General features: G+C 75.1%; 15 protein-coding genes. 10 read left to right on the forward strand and 5 right to left on the reverse strand.

What is annotated here, in order from left to right:
* Nucleotides 1-71 precede the first annotated feature (71 nt).
* Nucleotides 72-2,072, forward strand: a complete 2,001-nt coding sequence (locus AB0947_RS19650) for a HEAT repeat domain-containing protein (RefSeq protein ID WP_366751596.1) — start codon at nucleotides 72-74, stop codon at nucleotides 2,070-2,072.
* A 331-nt stretch (nucleotides 2,073-2,403) separates the two neighbouring features.
* Here AB0947_RS19650 and AB0947_RS19655 read toward each other — a convergent pair whose 3' ends face one another.
* Nucleotides 2,404-2,997, reverse strand: a complete 594-nt coding sequence (locus AB0947_RS19655) for a hypothetical protein (protein WP_366751597.1) — start codon at nucleotides 2,995-2,997, stop codon at nucleotides 2,404-2,406.
* A 272-nt stretch (nucleotides 2,998-3,269) separates the two neighbouring features.
* Here AB0947_RS19655 and AB0947_RS19660 point away from each other — a divergent pair, with 272 nt between their 5' ends.
* The 3 genes from AB0947_RS19660 (at nucleotide 3,270) to AB0947_RS19670 (ending at nucleotide 6,271) form a co-directional block, all read left to right on the forward strand.
* A complete protein-coding gene (locus AB0947_RS19660) occupies nucleotides 3,270-4,358 on the forward strand; it encodes an exo-alpha-sialidase (RefSeq protein ID WP_366751598.1) in 1,089 nt (362 codons plus the stop codon).
* Between the two features lie 109 nt (nucleotides 4,359-4,467).
* Nucleotides 4,468-5,145: a uracil-DNA glycosylase gene (locus AB0947_RS19665; protein ID WP_171158729.1), complete on the forward strand. Its 678-nt coding sequence runs from the start codon at nucleotides 4,468-4,470 to the stop codon at nucleotides 5,143-5,145.
* Nucleotides 5,146-5,344: 199 nt separating this feature from the next.
* On the forward strand, nucleotides 5,345-6,271 hold the full coding sequence (locus AB0947_RS19670) for a hypothetical protein (RefSeq protein ID WP_366751599.1): 927 nt from the start codon (nucleotides 5,345-5,347) through the stop codon (nucleotides 6,269-6,271).
* Between the two features lie 153 nt (nucleotides 6,272-6,424).
* Here AB0947_RS19670 and AB0947_RS19675 read toward each other — a convergent pair whose 3' ends face one another.
* Together AB0947_RS19675 and AB0947_RS19680 are read right to left on the reverse strand one after the other, a co-directional pair.
* A complete protein-coding gene (locus AB0947_RS19675; RefSeq protein WP_366751600.1) occupies nucleotides 6,425-7,462 on the reverse strand; it encodes a lactonase family protein in 1,038 nt (345 codons plus the stop codon).
* Between the two features lie 166 nt (nucleotides 7,463-7,628).
* Nucleotides 7,629-9,119: an FUSC family protein gene (locus AB0947_RS19680; protein ID WP_366751601.1), complete on the reverse strand. Its 1,491-nt coding sequence runs from the start codon at nucleotides 9,117-9,119 to the stop codon at nucleotides 7,629-7,631.
* 238 nt (nucleotides 9,120-9,357) lie between these two features.
* On the opposite strand from AB0947_RS19680, the gene AB0947_RS19685 reads away from it, so the two are divergent.
* The 3 genes from AB0947_RS19685 to AB0947_RS19695 all read left to right on the forward strand — a co-directional run bounded on the left by AB0947_RS19685 (nucleotide 9,358) and on the right by AB0947_RS19695 (nucleotide 12,263).
* A complete protein-coding gene (locus AB0947_RS19685; protein WP_366751602.1) occupies nucleotides 9,358-9,834 on the forward strand; it encodes an Lrp/AsnC family transcriptional regulator in 477 nt (158 codons plus the stop codon).
* Nucleotides 9,835-9,852: 18 nt separating this feature from the next.
* Nucleotides 9,853-10,542, forward strand: coding sequence for an HAD family phosphatase (locus AB0947_RS19690; protein WP_366751603.1), 690 nt, complete (start codon nucleotides 9,853-9,855; stop codon nucleotides 10,540-10,542).
* A 221-nt stretch (nucleotides 10,543-10,763) separates the two neighbouring features.
* Nucleotides 10,764-12,263 carry an MFS transporter gene (locus tag AB0947_RS19695; RefSeq protein WP_366751604.1) on the forward strand — a complete coding sequence of 500 codons (1,500 nt, stop codon included), beginning with the start codon at nucleotides 10,764-10,766 and terminating at the stop codon, nucleotides 12,261-12,263.
* Nucleotides 12,264-12,269: 6 nt separating this feature from the next.
* Here AB0947_RS19695 and AB0947_RS19700 read toward each other — a convergent pair whose 3' ends face one another.
* Entirely contained in the window at nucleotides 12,270-13,085 is an 816-nt protein-coding gene (locus AB0947_RS19700) for a LysR family substrate-binding domain-containing protein (RefSeq protein ID WP_366751605.1), read from the reverse strand.
* Between the two features lie 239 nt (nucleotides 13,086-13,324).
* Between AB0947_RS19700 and AB0947_RS19705 the strand changes: the two genes are divergently transcribed.
* On the forward strand, nucleotides 13,325-13,735 hold the full coding sequence (locus AB0947_RS19705; protein ID WP_366751606.1) for a DUF5997 family protein: 411 nt from the start codon (nucleotides 13,325-13,327) through the stop codon (nucleotides 13,733-13,735).
* A 268-nt stretch (nucleotides 13,736-14,003) separates the two neighbouring features.
* Nucleotides 14,004-14,819, forward strand: coding sequence for a LuxR C-terminal-related transcriptional regulator (locus AB0947_RS19710; RefSeq protein WP_366751607.1), 816 nt, complete (start codon nucleotides 14,004-14,006; stop codon nucleotides 14,817-14,819).
* A 75-nt stretch (nucleotides 14,820-14,894) separates the two neighbouring features.
* Here the strand turns inward: AB0947_RS19710 and AB0947_RS19715 are convergent, their stop codons facing one another.
* Nucleotides 14,895-15,317, reverse strand: a complete 423-nt coding sequence (locus tag AB0947_RS19715) for a YjbQ family protein (protein WP_366751608.1) — start codon at nucleotides 15,315-15,317, stop codon at nucleotides 14,895-14,897.
* Nucleotides 15,318-15,419: 102 nt separating this feature from the next.
* Between AB0947_RS19715 and AB0947_RS19720 the strand changes: the two genes are divergently transcribed.
* Nucleotides 15,420-16,496 carry an NAD(P)-binding domain-containing protein gene (locus tag AB0947_RS19720; protein ID WP_366751609.1) on the forward strand — a complete coding sequence of 359 codons (1,077 nt, stop codon included), beginning with the start codon at nucleotides 15,420-15,422 and terminating at the stop codon, nucleotides 16,494-16,496.
* The last annotated feature ends 11 nt before the right edge of the window (nucleotides 16,497-16,507 follow it).

Genomic DNA, 16,507 nt, shown 5'->3' on the forward strand with positions numbered 1-16,507 from the left:
GTCCGTTGTCGGTGCCGTGGTGCACACTCCCCGTCAGGCGTCACTCGTCCGGGGAGGACAGGGAGGACCACGTGTGCACGGGGATCGACGAGGTCGACTGGGCCTCGCTGCGGCACGCGCACGGCAGCGCGGAGGACGTGCCCGGGTGGTTACGGGCCCTGGCGTCCCCCGACACCGTCGAGCGGGCGACCGCGCTCGACGGGCTGTACGACGCGTTGCACCACGAGGGGAGGGTGTACGAGGCGGCACCGGCCTGCGTGCCCTTCCTGTTCGCGCTGGCGGCCCGCGAGGAGGTACCGGACCGGGGCTGCGTCGTGGAGCTGCTGGTCGGCATCGGCGGGGAGGGCGGCGGGAGCGCGGGCGCTGCGGCTGCGGCGGACGCGGCCCGGAAGGCGGTGCGCGCCGGCGCCGAGGCCTTCGTCGCGCTCGCCGGGGACCCGGACCCCGCGGTGCGCCGGGCGGCGGCCGGGGCCCTGGTGCGCTTCCTGGACGACCCCGCGCGGGTCCTGGGGCTGCTGCGGCGGCGGCTCGCGGCCGAGCGGGACGACCACGTCCTGCCGGCCCTGACGGAGGCGCTCGCCCTGTTCGCGCACCGGCATCCGGCCCTCGCCGACGGCGCGCTGGACCTCCTGGCCGAACAGAGCGCGCCCCCCTACGCGCCGGGCCCGCGGCTGGCCGCACTCGGCCAGCTCGCGCTCCACGCGCCCGTCCGGCTCCCCGCCGACCTGGTGCCCACGGCGGTCCGGCTGCTGCACGAGCGGTCCGCGCGGCACCGGCCGGCCGCGGAAGGCTCCGGCACGGACACCCTGGTGCGCCGGATACGGCGGCTGCGCACCTCGGACGAACAGGGCGCCGTCCTGCTGCGCACCCTGCACCTCGCGCTCGGTGACCGGGTGGACGACCGGATCGCCCTGCTCACCGGTCAGTTGACCAGCCCGGACCCGGTGGACCGGTGCAACGCCGTCTGGATGTCGGCGAGCCTGTTCCGCGGCTGGCGCGGCGCCTACGGCACGCCCGTCCGGCTGCTGGGCGCCCAGCTGAGCACCGATCAGGACCGCCTGCGGGACGCGGCGGTCTCGGTCCTGGCGGAGCTGTACACGCTGGCCGCGCCCGCGGCGGACGACCTGCACGCGCTGGTGAGCACCCGGCCCGACCTGTGGACGCACCGCTGGGAGCGTGGCTCCCCCTCGCTCGGCGGCCCGCTCAAGGCGCTGGCCAGGACCGGCGACCGGCGCGCCGTCCCGGCCCTGGCCCAGCTGCTGGCCGGTCCGGCGGCGCCCCTCGCGCTGGGCCGCGAAGCGGCGCACCTGGGCCCGGCCGCGGCTCCGCTGGCCCCCGCGCTGAGACTCCGCCTCGGCCGCGTCCCGCTCGCTTCGCCCGCCGCCGCCCGGCTCGCCACCCCGCTGCTCACGGCGATCAGGGCCATCGGCGACAAGGAGGCCGTCCCCGAACTGGTACGGCTGCTCTCGGGCGCCCCCGACGGCCTGGGGGCGCGGGACGCGGTCGCCGGCCAGGTGATCGAAACGCTGGCGGAACTGGGCGCCGCCGGGCAGACGGCACCGCTCCTGCGCCGACTGCTCCGCACCCGGCACGCGGCCACCGCGGCGGGCGCGCTGTGGTCGGCGGACGGGGACGCCACCGCCGTACTGCCCGTCCTGCTGCGGGAGTCGGCGCGGGACGATCCGGGCGCCCGGCGCGCCGCCGTCCGGCAGCTCGGCAGGCTGGGCCGCGCCGCGCGCGCGGCGCTGCCCGGGCTGCGCCGCCTCGCCCGGTCCGGACCGGTGCGGGAACGCATACCGGCCGCGTGCGCGCTGTGGCGCATCGCCGGGGACCCCGAACCGGTCCGCCCGGTCCTCCGGTCCGCCTGGACGGCGGACCCCCGCGCCCGTGTCCCGATCGCCCGGTGCCTGACCACGATGGGCCCGGCCGCCGCGCCGCTGCGAGACCTGGTCACCGCCGAACTGACCCACCCCCGCCGGCACACGGCCGCCGAGGGCGCGTACGGCAGCCGTGACATCCCGGACGACGAGGAACTGCTGAGGAGGTGCCGGGAGGTGCTGGCGGGGCTGTGAGGGCCGCCGGACGGGCCGGTCCGCCGTGCGCGGTGAGGAGCCCCGCGACGCGCTACGGTCCGGCCCGCCTCCCCTTGAAGGGACCGCTGAGGAGGTGCCGGGACATGCCGGCGGGGCTGTAGGACCCGCCGGACGGATCCGGCCGCCGTGCGAGGCCGATGAGCCGGTAGGAACCGCCGGGCGGGTCCGGCCGCCGTGCGAGGCCGATGAGCCCCGCGACGCCGGCCGATGAGCCCCGCGACGCGCTACGGCCCGGCTCGCTCCCCCGGGCCGTGGAGCGGACCGTCGGCGGCAGCCGGACGTCTGGCCCCGCCGGAGTAGCCCCGCGGGGTCAGACCGTCCGGCCCCACTGGGGGCCCAGCCGGGCCCATTCCGTGTCCCACGCCTCCAGGCGCCGGTGTTCCAGACGACTGCGTACGGCCAGGCCGGCGACGAGGGGCACGGCGGCGGTGCCGGCGCCGACCAGGAGACCTATGAGGGTGAACCGGAACGCGGCCTCGGAGGCGGTGGTGGGCCGGGTGACCAGGCGGCCCCGCGGGTCGGTCCAGACGGTGACGGGCGTACCGGACTTGCTGCCGGGCTCCACCCGGACCCGGCCGGTGGGGGCGGAGCCGTCGGCGGCCGTCCAGCGGACCTCGGCCCAGACCCGTTCCCCGGCGGAGGCATGGCTGCTGTGCGCCGGGGACTTTCCCGGAACCCGCGTGACGACCCGGGCCACGGTGGGCCGCGAGGTGGCCCGCTCCCGGGCGAGTCCGTGCTCCACCGAGCCGGCCGCGGCGAGTCCGGCGAGCACGCCGGCCAGGACGGTCAGCAGACAGGTGCCGAGCACCACCCAGGCCTCCACGACGTCCGCCCGGCGTCTGAGCGGGTTGCGCCGCCAGCGCCACAGCCACACCTTCGGACCACGGAACGCCTTCAAGGGCATCCTCCTCACGAGCGCACCGACCGGCCGGACCGCCCTCCCATACGCGGGAGACCGCTCCGTTGCTCACGACGAGCCGTCTCCCCGACGGTCGCACGAGACACCCCTTCCGCGCAGGCACATCCCGGAACGGGACGGCCTGTCTTGGCCGCACCCCGGCGACACAGGCGGTGACCTGGGCCGACACGCATTCCGGGGGGCAGTGTCAGTGGTGGGGTGCACACTGGCCGGTATCTATCGGCTATCGGGACAACGGCGTCCCGGAGGTGATCGGCATGACCGAGGTACTGCTCGCGGTGGGCACCCGCAAAGGCCTGTTCATCGCGCGGCGGAGGGGCGACGGCCCCTGGGAGTTCGACGAGAGCCCGTATTTCAACGCGCAGGCGGTCTATTCGGTGGCGATCGACACCCGGGGCGCCCGGCCCCGACTGCTGGCGGGCGGTGACAGCGCGCACTGGGGTCCGTCGGTGTTCCACTCCGACGACCTCGGCCGCACGTGGACCGAACCGGCACGGCCCGCCGTGAAGTTCCCGAAGGAAACCGGCGCTTCCCTGGAGCGCGTCTGGCAGCTGCACCCGTCCGCCGCCGAGCCCGACGTGGTGTACGCGGGCGCGGAACCGGCCGCGTTGTACCGCTCGGAGGACCGCGGTGAGACGTTCGAGCTGGTCCGGCCGCTGTGGGAGCACCCCTCGCGCCCGCAGTGGGTGCCGGGCGCGGGCGGCCAGTGCCTGCACACGGTGCTCACCGACGCGCGCGACCCCGGGGTCGTGACGGTGGCCGTCTCCGCGGCGGGCGTGTTCCGCACGACGGACGGCGGCGCCAGCTGGTCGCCGTCCAACTCCGGTGTGTCGGCGGTGTTCCTGCCGGATCCGAACCCGGAGTTCGGCCAGTGCGTGCACAAGATCGCCAGGGACCCGGCCGCCCCGGACCGTCTGTATCTCCAGAACCACTGGGGGGTGTACCGCAGCGACGACGCGGGCGCGCACTGGACCGACATCGGCGAGGGCCTGCCGTCGACGTTCGGCTTCGCGGCGGCGGCGCACCCGCACCGGGGCGACACGGCGTACGTCTTCCCGATCGCCGCGGACGCGGACCGGGTGCCCGCCGGGCGCCGCTGCCGGGTCTTCCGGACGACCGACGCGGGCCGCGGCTGGGAGCCGCTGTCCAAGGGGCTGCCGGAGGAGGACCATTACGGGACGGTCCTGCGGGACGCCCTGTGCACGGACGACCGCGACCCCGCCGGGGTGTACTTCGGCAACCGCAACGGCGAGGTGTACGCCTCGGACGACGACGGTGACAGCTGGCAACTGCTGGCCGGGCACCTGCCGGACGTGCTGTGCGTACGGGCGGCGGTGATCGGCTGACCGCCCGTCCGGCCCCGCCCCGGAGGCGGACGGCGGCGGGGCGCCGTCCGCTGCCGTGATCCGGCCATCGGTTGATCGCCGACGGGTGTACGGCAGTAGGGTGACGCCCGTGGCACCACGACCCTTGCATGAAATCGTCGAACCGGGCTGGGCGAAGGCCCTGGAACCCGTCGCCGGACGGATCGCCGAGATGGGCGACTTCCTGCGCGCGGAGATCGCCGCGGGGCGCACCTACCTCCCGGCCGGACCGAACGTCCTGCGGGCCTTCCAGCAACCCTTCGACGAGGTACGGGTCCTGATCGTGGGTCAGGACCCGTATCCCACACCGGGGCACGCGGTGGGCCTGTCGTTCTCCGTGGCACCCGACGTGCGCCCGCTGCCGCCCAGCCTGATCAACATCTTCCGTGAACTGACCGGCGACCTGGGGCTGCCCCAGCCGTCCACCGGGGATCTCACCCCGTGGACCGAGCAGGGCGTGCTGCTGCTGAACAGGGCGCTCACCACCGCGCCGCGCAGCCCGGGCGCGCACCGCGGCAAGGGCTGGGAAGAGGTCACCGAGCAGGCGATCCGGGCCCTCGCGGCACGCGGCAAGCCGCTGGTGTCCATCCTGTGGGGCCGTGACGCCCGCAATCTGCGTCCACTGCTGGGCCGTCTGCCGGCGGTGGAGTCGGCGCACCCCTCGCCGATGTCGGCCGACCGCGGCTTCTTCGGCTCGCGTCCGTTCAGCCGGGCCAACGACCTGCTGATCCAGCAGGGCGGACAACCGGTGGACTGGCGCCTGCCGTGACCGGTCCGGCACGGCCGGGCGGGGCCTCCGACCAGCGGTTCCGTGCCGGTTCCCGGTCGACGTCCGGCACATACGCCGGGCACGCGCCTCCTGCAGGTGCGTCTCCCCGGCGTAACTCATCAGACAAAACCGGACGGATACCGCTCACCTGCACCCTCCCCGAACGGCGGAGACCAGGAAGCCAGTAACATGCGGCGCCATGAGCTCCCCCACTGGACCCGCGTCCGGCCTGCCCGTACGAATGCCGCGACCCCGCCAGCCCGGACGGCACCGCCGTCCGGAACCGCTGGTGGCTCCCGAGGGCGCGCCCGCGCTCGTCCTCGCGGTGCCCGGTGTGCCCAGCACCACCACGCGCAGCCTCGCCGAGGAGGTCGTGAGCATCGCCCGCTCCGAGCTGCCCGGCCTCGACGCCCGGATCGGGTACCTGGACGGGGACGACACCGAGTTCCCCGCGCTGCGTTCCGTGCTGGCGCGCGCCGCCGAGGAGCGCACCGCGCGGTATGAGCAGGCCGTCGCCGCCGGGGTCGAGGGGATCAAAGAGCCCGACGGCCCGGTCGCCGTCGTCGTCCCGCTGCTGGCCGGCCCGGACAGCGCGCTGCTGCGGCAGATCCGTCAGGCGGTGATGGACAGCCGGGTCGCCGCCGACCTGACCGATGTCCTCGGTCCGCACCCGCTGCTCGCGGAGGCGCTGCACGTGCGGCTGTCGGAGGCGGGCCTGGCCCGCGCCGACCGCGCCCGGCTGTTCACCGTGGCCACCGCGGCGGACGGCATCATCCTGGCCTCCGTGGGCGGCGAGGAGGCCGTCCAGGCGGCCGGGATCACCGGCATGCTGCTCGCCGCGCGCCTGGCCGTGCCGGTGATGGCGGCGGCCCTGGACCAGGAGGGCTCCATCGCGTCCGTGGCCGAGCAGCTGCGTTCCGCCGGCTCGCAGCAGCTCGCCCTGGCCCCGTACCTGATCGGCCCGGAGATCGACCCGGCGCTGCTGGCCGGGGCCGCCGAGGAGGTGGGCTGCGCCACGGCCGAGGCGCTCGGTGCCTACCCGGCGATCGGCAAGCTCGCGCTCGCCAAGTACACGACGGCGCTGGGCATCGCCCCGCAGCAGCCGCAGAGCGCACCGGCCCGCTGACGCCCCCGGCGTCCGGACCCCTCGGCACTCGTACGACACAGGGCCCGCTCCCCTCCGGGAGCGGGCCCTTCGCCTTGGCCGGGGCGTCGGCGCGTCCGGGGACGCCGGCCGCCTCACCGGGCCGGGCGACGGCACCACCGGTCCGCGGCGCACTCAGCCGAAGACCACGCACGAGGCCGCCGGAACCCGTACGGAGCCGTCGTAGCGGGGGACACCGGTCATCCTGTCCACAGCGAACCAGGTCACGTCGCCGGAGCGCTCGTTCGCGGCGTAGAGGAAGCCGTCGTGCTCGGCCAGCGCGCGCGGCCAGCGCCCGCCGCAGGGCACCGTACGGATCAGCCGCAGCCCGTCCGTCTCCACGGCGAGGACGGACAGGACGTCCTCGCCGCGGGTCGCGACCCACACGAAGCGGCCGTCGGGTGAGACGACGATCCCCGACGGGTAGGCGTCGCCGGCGGGTGCGCCGGGCAGCACGGGCACCTCCGTCAGCGGCTTCAGGGAGCCGCCCGCGGCGTCCCAGCGGCACACCGTGACCGTGGGGGTCAGCTCGTTGACCACGTAGGCGTGCTCGCCGTCGGGGTGGAAGACGAGGTGGCGCGGCCCGGAGCCGGGGCGCAGGGCGATCTCGCGGTGCACGGCGGGGCTGCCGTCCACGAGGGTGCACACGCGCACCGAGTCGGTTCCGAGGTCGACGCTGACCGCCCACCGTCCGCTGGGGTCGGGCCGCACCTGGTGGGCGTGCGGGCCGCGCTGGCGCCGGTCGTGCGGTCCCGAGCCGGTGTGCTGGAGCCGTCCGGAGGGCGGGCCGGCGAGCGTGCCGTCCGGGCGCAGGGGGACGGCGGTGACGCTGCCGCAGCCGTAGTTGGCGGTCAGCACGTGTCCGTCGTACAGGCTGAGGTGGGTGGGGCCGCTGCCGGCCACCGGCACCGGGGGACCGGCGGGTTCCGGCCGTCCCCCGGTGACGCGGTAGGCGGCGACGGCGCCCTCGGCCGTCTCGCTGACCGCGTAGAGGGTGTGCCCGTCCGGTGACAGGGCCAGGTAGGAGGGGTCGGGTACGTCCTGCACGGCGGAGACCAGGGTGAGTGCCCCGGTGTCCGGTGCGACCTCCGCGGTCACCAGCCCGGGGCCGCCCGCCGCCGTGAACGATCCGATGAACGCCCGGCGCCTGCCCGCCCTGCCGTCCTGTGCCACCGCTGTCCCCTCTCGGTCGAGCCGTCGAGCCGGTCCGGGGCCGACGGTAGCAGTCGATCACGCGAGGTCTAGACCAAGATGCGGGAGTCGCGGCGTGGTTCTTCCGGGAGTTGGCGCACTTCCCTGCGGAGCGGGGCGTACTCGGTTCTCGTGCGCCCCGCCTGGCTCACGCCCCGGCCGGCCGGGAGCCCGACGGTGTGCGCAGCGGCTCCGCCAGTTCGGCGAGGGCGCGTTCCAGGCCGTGCAGATGCGCCAGGGCGGGTTCCGCGGGCGGTTCGGCGGGGCGGTGCGGGGGCTCGGCACGGCCTTCGGTGAGGGCCTCGACCGCCGCCTCCACACGCCAGCAGGCGGCGGCGAGGCGGGCGTCGTGGGAGGCCACCGGGTCGGCGGCGACCGCGACCAGGCCCCGGACCTCGCGGGCGCAGTCGTCGAGCAGCGCCAGGACCCGGCGCGCCCGCGCCTTGCGCGCCGGCATCGGGTTCAGCGGGTGCACCAGCGGCGCCACCGAGAGCCGGACCCGGCCGAGCGACTGCTCCAGTTCGGCCACGCGGGGCGCGGGGTCGGCGGTGGCGGAGCCGGCGAGGCGGGCGGCGGCCTCGGCCGTGCAGGCGTGCACGCAGCGCAGGGCCCGCTGGATCCAGGCGTCGGTGGTGGCGTGCGTGGTGACCGGCAGCACGAACAGGACGGCGAGCGCGGCGCCGAGCGCCCCGACACCGGTCTCGACGAGCCGCAGCGCGAGCAGTCCGGGGCCGAGGACGCCGAGGAGGCCGTACAAGGACTCGGCGAGCAGGGTCACCCAGAGCATCATCCAGGTGTAGGAGACGGCGGCCGTGTAGAAGATGCCGAACACGGCGACCGCGACGAGGACGGCCGTGGGCAGGGGTGCGCCGTGCACCGGGACGGCTATCAGGAAGCCCAGGCAGATGCCAAGGAGCGTGCCGAGGACCCGGCGGAAGCCGCGGACCAGTGTCTCGCCGCGCGAGGTGGTGTTGACGAAGATCCACCATGTCGCGCCGACGGCCCAGTACCAGCGCTGCCCGGACACCAGCTGGCCCACGACCAGCGCGAACCCGGCGCCCGCGGTGGCCTGGACGGCCTGCCGGGTGGTCACCCGGGCCAGCCCGGTCCCGGCGGGCGGGGCCGGTACGGCGGCCGGCGGCAGCCGGCGTTCGTAGCACCACACGCCGAAGCGCACGACGGCCGCGCTGAGCACGGAGAGCAGGACGGCGGCGTACAGCTCGGGCAGCTGTCCCGGGGCGGCGTGCAGGAACTGGGCCACGAAGAACGTCATGAAGGCGAACACGCCGAGGCTGTGCCCGCGCGGCCCCCACCGGCGGGCGTGGACGCCGGCGCCGACGACGGCCAGGAAGGTGAGGTCGCGGGCGACGGGGTGGGCGTGCAGCCCGGCCGCGACGGCGAGCACCGGCACGCCCACGACGGGCAGCAGGGCGGTGGTGACGGCCTGTCCGCGCACGGTCGGATCGGAGACGGTGAACAGCGCGAGCAGCGCGGCGAGACCGCCGGTGACCGCGCCGGCGAGGGAGTGCCCGGCGAGTGCGCAGACCACCACCGCCAGTCCGATGCCGAGGACGGCCCGCGCGGCGAAGCGCAATCGCGCCCGTCCCGGGTCCGGAGCCACGAACATCCTCTTCAGCACTGCTGCCCTCCCCTGGGTGCATGGGTACACCGGCACAGAAAAGGCGCCGCGGGGTTCCGCAGCGCCATCGACGCCTCCATGAGAGCATCACGGAGGTCACTGGCTCAAGCGGGACGCCCATCGCTGAGCCATTGGCACGGCGTCAGGTCGGCACGCACACCCACCGGAATGCCAACGTGCCAGGTGGGACGGCACACCCGTCACTGGAGCACCTGGACCATTGGTACAGTCGTCCATCATGGCCGTGGACGCACTCGACACCCGCATCCTGCGGCTGCTCCTGGAGCAGCCGCGCACCAGCGTGCGCGAGTACGCCCGCATCCTCGGCGTGGCCCGCGGCACGCTCCAGGCCCGGCTGGACCGGATGGAGCGGGACGGCGTGATCACCGGCACGGGCCCCTCCCTCTCCCCCGCCGCGCTCGGCCACCCGGTGCTGGCCTTCGTGCACATCGAGGTCACCCAAGGCCACCTGGACGACGTGGGGGACGCGCTGGCCGCCGTACCGGAGATCGTGGAGGCCTTCTCGACCACCGGTGGCGGAGACCTGCTCGCGCGCGTGGTGGGCCGGGACAACGCCCACCTGGAGGACGTGATCCAGAAGCTGATCAGCATCCCCGGCGTGGTGCGCACCCGCACCGAGGTGGCGCTGCGCGAGCGCGTCCCGTACCGGCTGCTGCCCCTGGTGGAGTCGGTGGGCCGGGCGGCCCGCGCCTGACTTGGCATCCTGGACGCCATGAACGATCTCGGTGCCCTCTCGGTCATCTTCGATCTCGACGGAACGCTGGTGGACAGCGAGCCGAACTACTACGAGGCGAGCCGGCAGGTCCTGGCCGAGCACGGCGTCCCGGACTTCACCTGGGCGGACCACGAGGGCTACGTCGGCATCAGCACCCGGGAGACGGTGGCGATCTGGCGGGAGCGCTACGGCCTGCGCGCCTCGGTGGCGGAGCTGCTGGCCGGGACGAACGGCCGCTACCTGGAGCTGGCGCGCACCCGCACGCGCGCGTACCCGGAGATGCGCGCGTTCGTGGAGTTGCTGGCCGCGCGGAACGTCCCGATGGCGGTGGCGTCGGGCTCCTCCCCGGAGGCCATCGCAGCGATCCTGGCGGGCACCGGACTGGGCGCCTTCCTGCGCACGGTGGTCTCGGCCGACGAGGTCCCGCACGGGAAACCGGCGCCCGACGTCTTCCTGGAGGCGGCCCGCCGGCTCGGCGCGGACCCGGCCGACTGCGTGGTCCTGGAGGACGCGGCCCCCGGGGCCGCCGCCGCCCACGCGGCCGGCATGCGCTGCCTGGCCGTCCCGTACGTCCCCGCCCAGGCCGACGCGCCCGGATTCGGCACCGCGACCCTGCTGCTGCGGGGCGGCCAGGAGGAGTTCACGGCACGGTCGGCGTACGCGTGGCTGCGGGACACGGCCCGCTGAACCGCCCGCTCATCGACCTGGTCGGCCACGGCGCCCCCGCCCCGTTCGGAGCAAGCGCACACTGCTCGTCCCGGGGAAGACCGTGGGTGCCCGGGTCGCCCGGGGGACGGCTGGAGGGCGGGGTGCGAGGAGGAGGCCGGCGGCTCGCAGGGCTCCGTACGACGGGTGTACGCGGCCGGTCCCGGCGTGCGCGAGCGGCCATGACTGCATAGCGTGACCCCATGAGCACAGAACAGGCCCGGACCGCCCCCGACGAGCGGCGGTGGAAGGCGCTCGGGGTCTGTCTGGCAGCGGGTTTCATCTCGCTCCTCGACACCTCGATCGTGAACGTGGCGCTGCCCTCGCTGGAGCGCGGACTCGGAGCCTCGGAGGCGACCCAGGCATGGGTGGTCTCCGGGTACGCCCTCACCTTCGGACTGGCGCTGGTCCCGGCCGGCCGGCTGGGCGACATGCGCGGCCGACGCGAGGCCTTCCTCTTCGGGCTCGCCCTGTTCACGGTGGCCTCGGCGGCGTGCGGGTTCGCCCCCAGTACCGGCTGGCTGGTGGTGTTCCGGCTGATCCAGGGCACCGCGGCCGGCATCGTCGCGCCGCAGACCTCGGGACTGATCCAGCAGATGTTCCAGAGCTCCGAACGGGCCAAGGCCTTCGGTGTGCTCGGGACCGTCATCGGGGTGTCCACGGCGACGGGCCCGCTGGCGGGCGGCCTGCTCATCGACGCCGCCGGCACCGACGACGGCTGGCGCTGGGTGTTCTTCGTCAACCTGCCGATCGGGGTGGCCGCCTTCGCCGCGGGCCTGCGGCTGCTGCCGCGTCTCCCGGTGACCGGGAAGCACGAGGAGTTCGACCTGTTCGGGGTGTTCCTCCTCGGCTCGGGCGTGCTCGCGCTCATGCTGCCCCTGGTTCAGGAGCAGCAGTGGACCGGCCGGGAGAAGTGGGCGCTGATGCCTCTCGCCGTCGTGCTGCTGGGCGGGTTCTGGGCGTGGGAGAGACGGCAGGGGCGGCTGGGCCGGGCCCCGCTGGTCGACCTGTCGCTGTTCTCCCTGCGCTCCTTCACGCTCGGGTCCCTGATCAGCCTCAGCTACTTCGCGGGCTTCACGACCGTCTTCTTCCTCTACGCCCTGTACCTCCAGAACGGCGTGGGATACAGCGCGCTCGCCTCCGGGCTCACGGTCCTGCCCTTCGCGGCGGCCTCGGCGGTCGGCGCTGCCATCGGCGGCCGGCTGGTGGTGCGCTTCGGCCGCAAGCTGGTCGTCATGGGGCTGGCCGGAGTGGCCCTGGGCGTGCTCGGGGTCGTCGCGGCGGTGGAGCTGGTGCCCGGACGGAATGTGGGGTGGGCGTCGGCGCTGCCCCTGCTCGTCGGCGGCATCGGGTCCGGTCTGACGGTCTCCCCGAACACCACCCTGACCCTGACCCGCGTCCCCGTGCACCGGGCGGGCGCGGCCGGCGGCGTCCTCCAGACGGGCCAGCGCGTCGGCTCGGCGGCCGGGATCGCGGTGGTGGGCGCGGTGTACTTCGCCCACCTCGCCAATCACGGCCGCGCGGACACGGCACTCCAGCTGGGGCTGCTCACCGTCGCGGGGATCATCCTGGTCGCACTCGTGCTCGCGGTCGCCGACCTGCGTGAACGCCAGGTGCGTCCGGAACCCGGGAAGGCCGGGGAGCCCGTCGGGCGGAGCTGGGAGGACGGGGGCGCCGTCGAGGGGCTGCGCCCGGGTCCGTGAAGGGCCTCACGACCTGCGGCGCGGCTTCCCCCGCTTGGCCGGCTTGCCCCCACCGCCCGTACGGGCGTGTGCCGTACGGCCGCCCGGCTTGCCCGAGGACTTCGCGGACGGCTTCCCCGACGACTTGGCCTGCGACTTCGCCCCCTGCGTCTGGCGGGTGCCGCCCTGGTCGGAGCGCTTGCGCTGCTCGTCGGCCGGGGCCCGCACCGCCGTACGGCCCCTGGTGCTGTTGACCGTGCGTCCGCGCACGATGCCGATGAACTCCTCCACCAGGTCGGTGGTGGCCTCCTCCGGCCAGGCCAGGGCGACGCCGGACTGCGGGGCGTCGACGACCGGGCGGTAGGTGAGGTCCCGGCGGTGGTAGAGGCGGGCCAGGGACTGCGGGACGACCAGGAGGCCGACGTTCGCCGCCACCAGCTCGATGGCGTCCGGGGTGGTGGCGGGCCGCTCGAAGGCCGGTTCACCGGGCGGGGCGTCCCAGTCGAAGACGTCGTCCAGGGGGTGGAAGAGCACCTCGTCGGCGAGGTCGGCCAGGGTCACCTCGTCCGCCGCCGTGATCAGGTGGTCCTTGGGGACGACGACCACCGTGGTCTCGGTGTAGAGCGGGATCGCGCTGAAGAACGTACGGTCGACCGGCAGCCGGACGAAGCCCGCGTCGGCCTCCCCCGCGCGCAGCACCCCGGGCGCCTCGGTGGCCGGGACCTGGACCAGGGTGAGCGGGATGCCGGGCAGGCGCTCGTTCCAGATCCTCACCCACTTGGCGGGCGTCACTCCGGGAACGTACGCGAGCCGGAACGACGGTGAATCCTCCGAGCCTGTCATCAGGCCAGGTTACCGGCCCGCCGAAACCCCTCGGGCCACGGACCGCCGGCACGGCTCTCCGCCACGGCGCGGACAAGCACCCGCCCCCCACGGCACCGGAGCCCTCCGGCAGGTGCCGGCTCCGCTCCGGCACCGGGCCTCGTGGGCAGGTGTCACCGGGGCTCCGGCTCGGCGTGCCGCCAGGCGTTCGTCACCGGCCGTGGTCGGCCCTCCCCCACATGGCCGATACCCTGGACGGCATGAAGTCGCAGCAGAGCCCCCAGACGATGAAGCCCGCGACCGCGGCGAAGAAGCTGGGTGTGTACCTCCCCGCCACCCCCGCCTCCTTCCAGGAGGGTGTGGTCACGCGCGCCGAGCTGAACGAGCTGCAGGCCAACCCGCCGGAGTGGCTGCGCGAGCTGCGGACCAACGGTCCCCACCCGCGTCCGGTGGTGGCCGCCAGGCTGGGCGTGTCCATCGCGGGTCTCGCCCGGGGCGGCGTCACCGAGCCGCTGACCACCGAGCAGATCGAGGAGCTCAGGCAGGAGCGGCCCGAGTGGCTGGAGAAGGAGCGCGCCACCCAGGCGGAGGTCCGCAAGGAGGCCGCGCGGCTCAAGGACCTGAAGCAGGAGAAGGCGGAGAAGAGGGAAGGCGGCGCCAAGCGCGGCTGATCCTTCCGCCCGTCCCGACGCCCTCCGGCTCCGCCGGGGGGCGTTGCCCGTTGCCGGCCGGGGAGCCGGCCAGGCACGGAAGGGGCACGTGGAGGGCGACACCGGACGGGCCGCCGTTCCCCCGTGCCGGCGGCCCCTCGGACACACCGTGTCCGAGCAGACCGGTGTCACCGGGTTGAAGTGTGCGCCGGCCGGGGACCGCAGCGGTATGCGTAGAACTACGTACGCCGGCGGGAGGGCGGGTACGCGAGGCAACCGGAGAGGAACCGTGCGGCTGGAGAAGGCCTACGAGCGCATGACGGCCGTCGCCGTCGCGGCACTGCACGAGCGGGAACCCGAGCGGCTGTGGCCGATGCTGGCCGGCACGCTGGCGGACGTGTGCGGCGGCGAGGCGGTCATCCACAAGCTGGACGAGTGGAGCGAGAGCGAGGGCACGCTCGGCACGGTGCCGGATGCCGCCGCCGCCGATCTGGCCCGGCTCGGGGACGCCGACCTCGGTCTGCTGCGGGCCGGGTATCCCTTCGCCGGTCACTACGCGGCCGGAACCGACCGGACGCCGGTCAGCGCCCACCGGGCGGCGGGCCGTGCGTGGCGGTCCAGTCCGACGGCCCGCATGCTCCGCGAGGTGCTGGACCTCGACCATGTGCTGGGCGTGCCGCTGCCGGGAAGCGCCGCCCCGATCACCGGGTGCCTGGTGTACCGCGCCGGTGCGGATTTCAGCGACGACCACCTGACCGTCGCCGAGCGTGCCCAGCCGCTGCTGACGGCGGTCGAGCGGCAGCGGCAGCTGCTGGTGGAGTGGCGGCGGGCGCTCGGCCCGGCCGGCGCGCCGGACCAGCGGGCGGCGGACTGCGCGCTGACTCCCCGCGAGACCGCCGTCCTGCTGCTGCTCACGGACGCGCTCACCGCCGACGCGATCGGCCGGCGTCTCGGCATCTCGGTCCGCACGGTGCACAAGCACGTGGAGAACATCTACCGCAAGCTGGGCACCCGCGACCGCGTCGGCACGGTGCTGCGAGCGCAGCGGCTCGGCCTGGTGCCGACGCCGGGCCGGGCCGAGGCCGCCCGGGCTCGCTCTTCCTGACGCGGCACCAGACCCTGTGGTGAGCCGGCGAAGGTCAGCCCGGTGGGCCGGCGGGGCTCGCTGGTCCGGCGGAGCTCAGCCGAGGAAGCTCAGCCGCACCTTGCGGTCGGGATTGTCCTTGTTGGTGTCCACCAGACATACGGACTGCCAGGTGCCGAGCTCCAGGTGTCCGCCGATCACCGGGAGGGTCGCGTGCGGCGGCACGACGGCGGGCAGGACGTGGTCACGGCCGTGGCCGGGGCTGCCGTGCCGGTGCTGCCAGCGGTCGTCGGCGGGGAGCAGGGTGTGCAGGGCGGCGAGGAGGTCGTCGTCGCTGCCGGCGCCCGTCTCGATCACGGCGATTCCGGCGGTGGCGTGCGGGACGAAGATGTTGAGCAGACCGTCGCGGCCGGCCGCCGCCTCCCGCAGGAACTCCTCGCAGTCGGCGGTGAGGTCGACGACGCGTTCCCGGCTGCCGGTGGAGACGTTCAGGACGCGTGTGGTGAAGGCATCGGACATGCCCTCAATCCTGACCCATACGCCGGTTCCCACACCCATGGGCGCCCCGGTTCTGCTGAAGCCGCGGGGAAGATCCGTGCGCGGCCCGCTGTTGGCCCAGGCGTGAACGAAGTGCGCGAGGTCGAGGTCGTCGTCATCGGTGCCGGTCAGGCGGGTCTGGCCGCCGCGTACCACCTGCGGCGCACCGGCTTCGAGCCGGACCGCGGCTTCACCGTCTTGGACCACTCCCCCGGCCCGGGCGGCGCCTGGCAGTTCCGGTGGCCCTCGCTGACCTTCGGCAAGGTGCACGGCATGCACGCGCTGCCCGGCATGGAGCTGACCGGCGCCGACCCGGCGCGGCCCTCGGCCGACGTCGTCCGGGAGTACTTCGACCGGTACGAGCGCACGTTCGACCTGCGGGTGCGGCGGCCCGTGGACGTGCGCGCGGTGCGCGAGGGCCCCGGCGGGCGGCTGCTCGTGGAGACGTCCGGCGGCACCTGGTCGACACGGGCGCTGATCAACGCGACCGGCACCTGGGACCGCCCGTTCTGGCCGCGCTACCCCGGGCAGGAGACCTTCCGCGGCCGGCAGTTGCACACCGCGCAGTACGCCGGTCCGCAGGAGTTCGCCGGGCAGCGGGTCGTGGTGGTGGGCGGGGGCGCCTCGGGCACCCAGCATCTGCTGGAACTCGCCCCGTACGCCGCCGCGACCACCTGGGTCACCCGGCGGCCCCCGGTCTTCCGTGAGGGCCCGTTCGACGAGGAGGCGGGGCGTGCGGCCGTCGCGCTGGTGGAGGAGCGGGTGCGTCAGGGGCTGCCGCCGCGCAGTGTGGTCTCGGTCACCGGGCTGCCGCTGAACGACGCCGTCCGGCAGGGCCTGGCGAACGGCGTCCTGGACCGGCAGCCGATGTTCGACCGGATCACACCGGACGGCGTGGCGTGGCGGGACGGCCGGCAGGTGTCCGCCGATGTGATCCTGTGGGCGACCGGGTTCCGGGCCGCGCTCGACCATCTCGCTCCGCTGAGGCTGCGCGAGCCGGGTGGCGGTATCCAGGTGGAGGGCACGCGCGTGGTCGCCGACCCGCGGATCCATCTCGTCGGCTACGGCCCCTCGGCCAGCACCATCGGTGCCAACCGGGCCGGACGCGCGGCCGTCCGGGACATCCGGCGGCTGCTCGCCGAGGAACCCGTCGCCGCGTGACGTCCCACCGG

It is taken from the genome of Streptomyces sp. NPDC047841, assembly GCF_040704085.1.
Classification (GTDB): Bacteria; Actinomycetota; Actinomycetes; order Streptomycetales; family Streptomycetaceae; genus Streptomyces; species Streptomyces argyrophylli.

What these genes read in the sequence shown, in the direction of transcription:
- AB0947_RS19655 (WP_366751597.1), bottom strand. Translation starts at nt 2,997, where the DNA reads ATGCCCTTGAAGGCGTTCCGTGGTCCGAAGGTGTGGCTGTGGCGCTGG.
- AB0947_RS19660 (WP_366751598.1), top strand. Translation starts at nt 3,270, where the DNA reads ATGACCGAGGTACTGCTCGCGGTGGGCACCCGCAAAGGCCTGTTCATC.
- AB0947_RS19670 (WP_366751599.1), top strand. Translation starts at nt 5,345, where the DNA reads ATGAGCTCCCCCACTGGACCCGCGTCCGGCCTGCCCGTACGAATGCCG.
- AB0947_RS19685 (WP_366751602.1), top strand. Translation starts at nt 9,358, where the DNA reads ATGGCCGTGGACGCACTCGACACCCGCATCCTGCGGCTGCTCCTGGAG.
- AB0947_RS19690 (WP_366751603.1), top strand. Translation starts at nt 9,853, where the DNA reads ATGAACGATCTCGGTGCCCTCTCGGTCATCTTCGATCTCGACGGAACG.
- AB0947_RS19695 (WP_366751604.1), top strand. Translation starts at nt 10,764, where the DNA reads ATGAGCACAGAACAGGCCCGGACCGCCCCCGACGAGCGGCGGTGGAAG.
- AB0947_RS19700 (WP_366751605.1), bottom strand. Translation starts at nt 13,085, where the DNA reads ATGACAGGCTCGGAGGATTCACCGTCGTTCCGGCTCGCGTACGTTCCC.
- AB0947_RS19705 (WP_366751606.1), top strand. Translation starts at nt 13,325, where the DNA reads ATGAAGTCGCAGCAGAGCCCCCAGACGATGAAGCCCGCGACCGCGGCG.
- AB0947_RS19715 (WP_366751608.1), bottom strand. Translation starts at nt 15,317, where the DNA reads ATGTCCGATGCCTTCACCACACGCGTCCTGAACGTCTCCACCGGCAGC.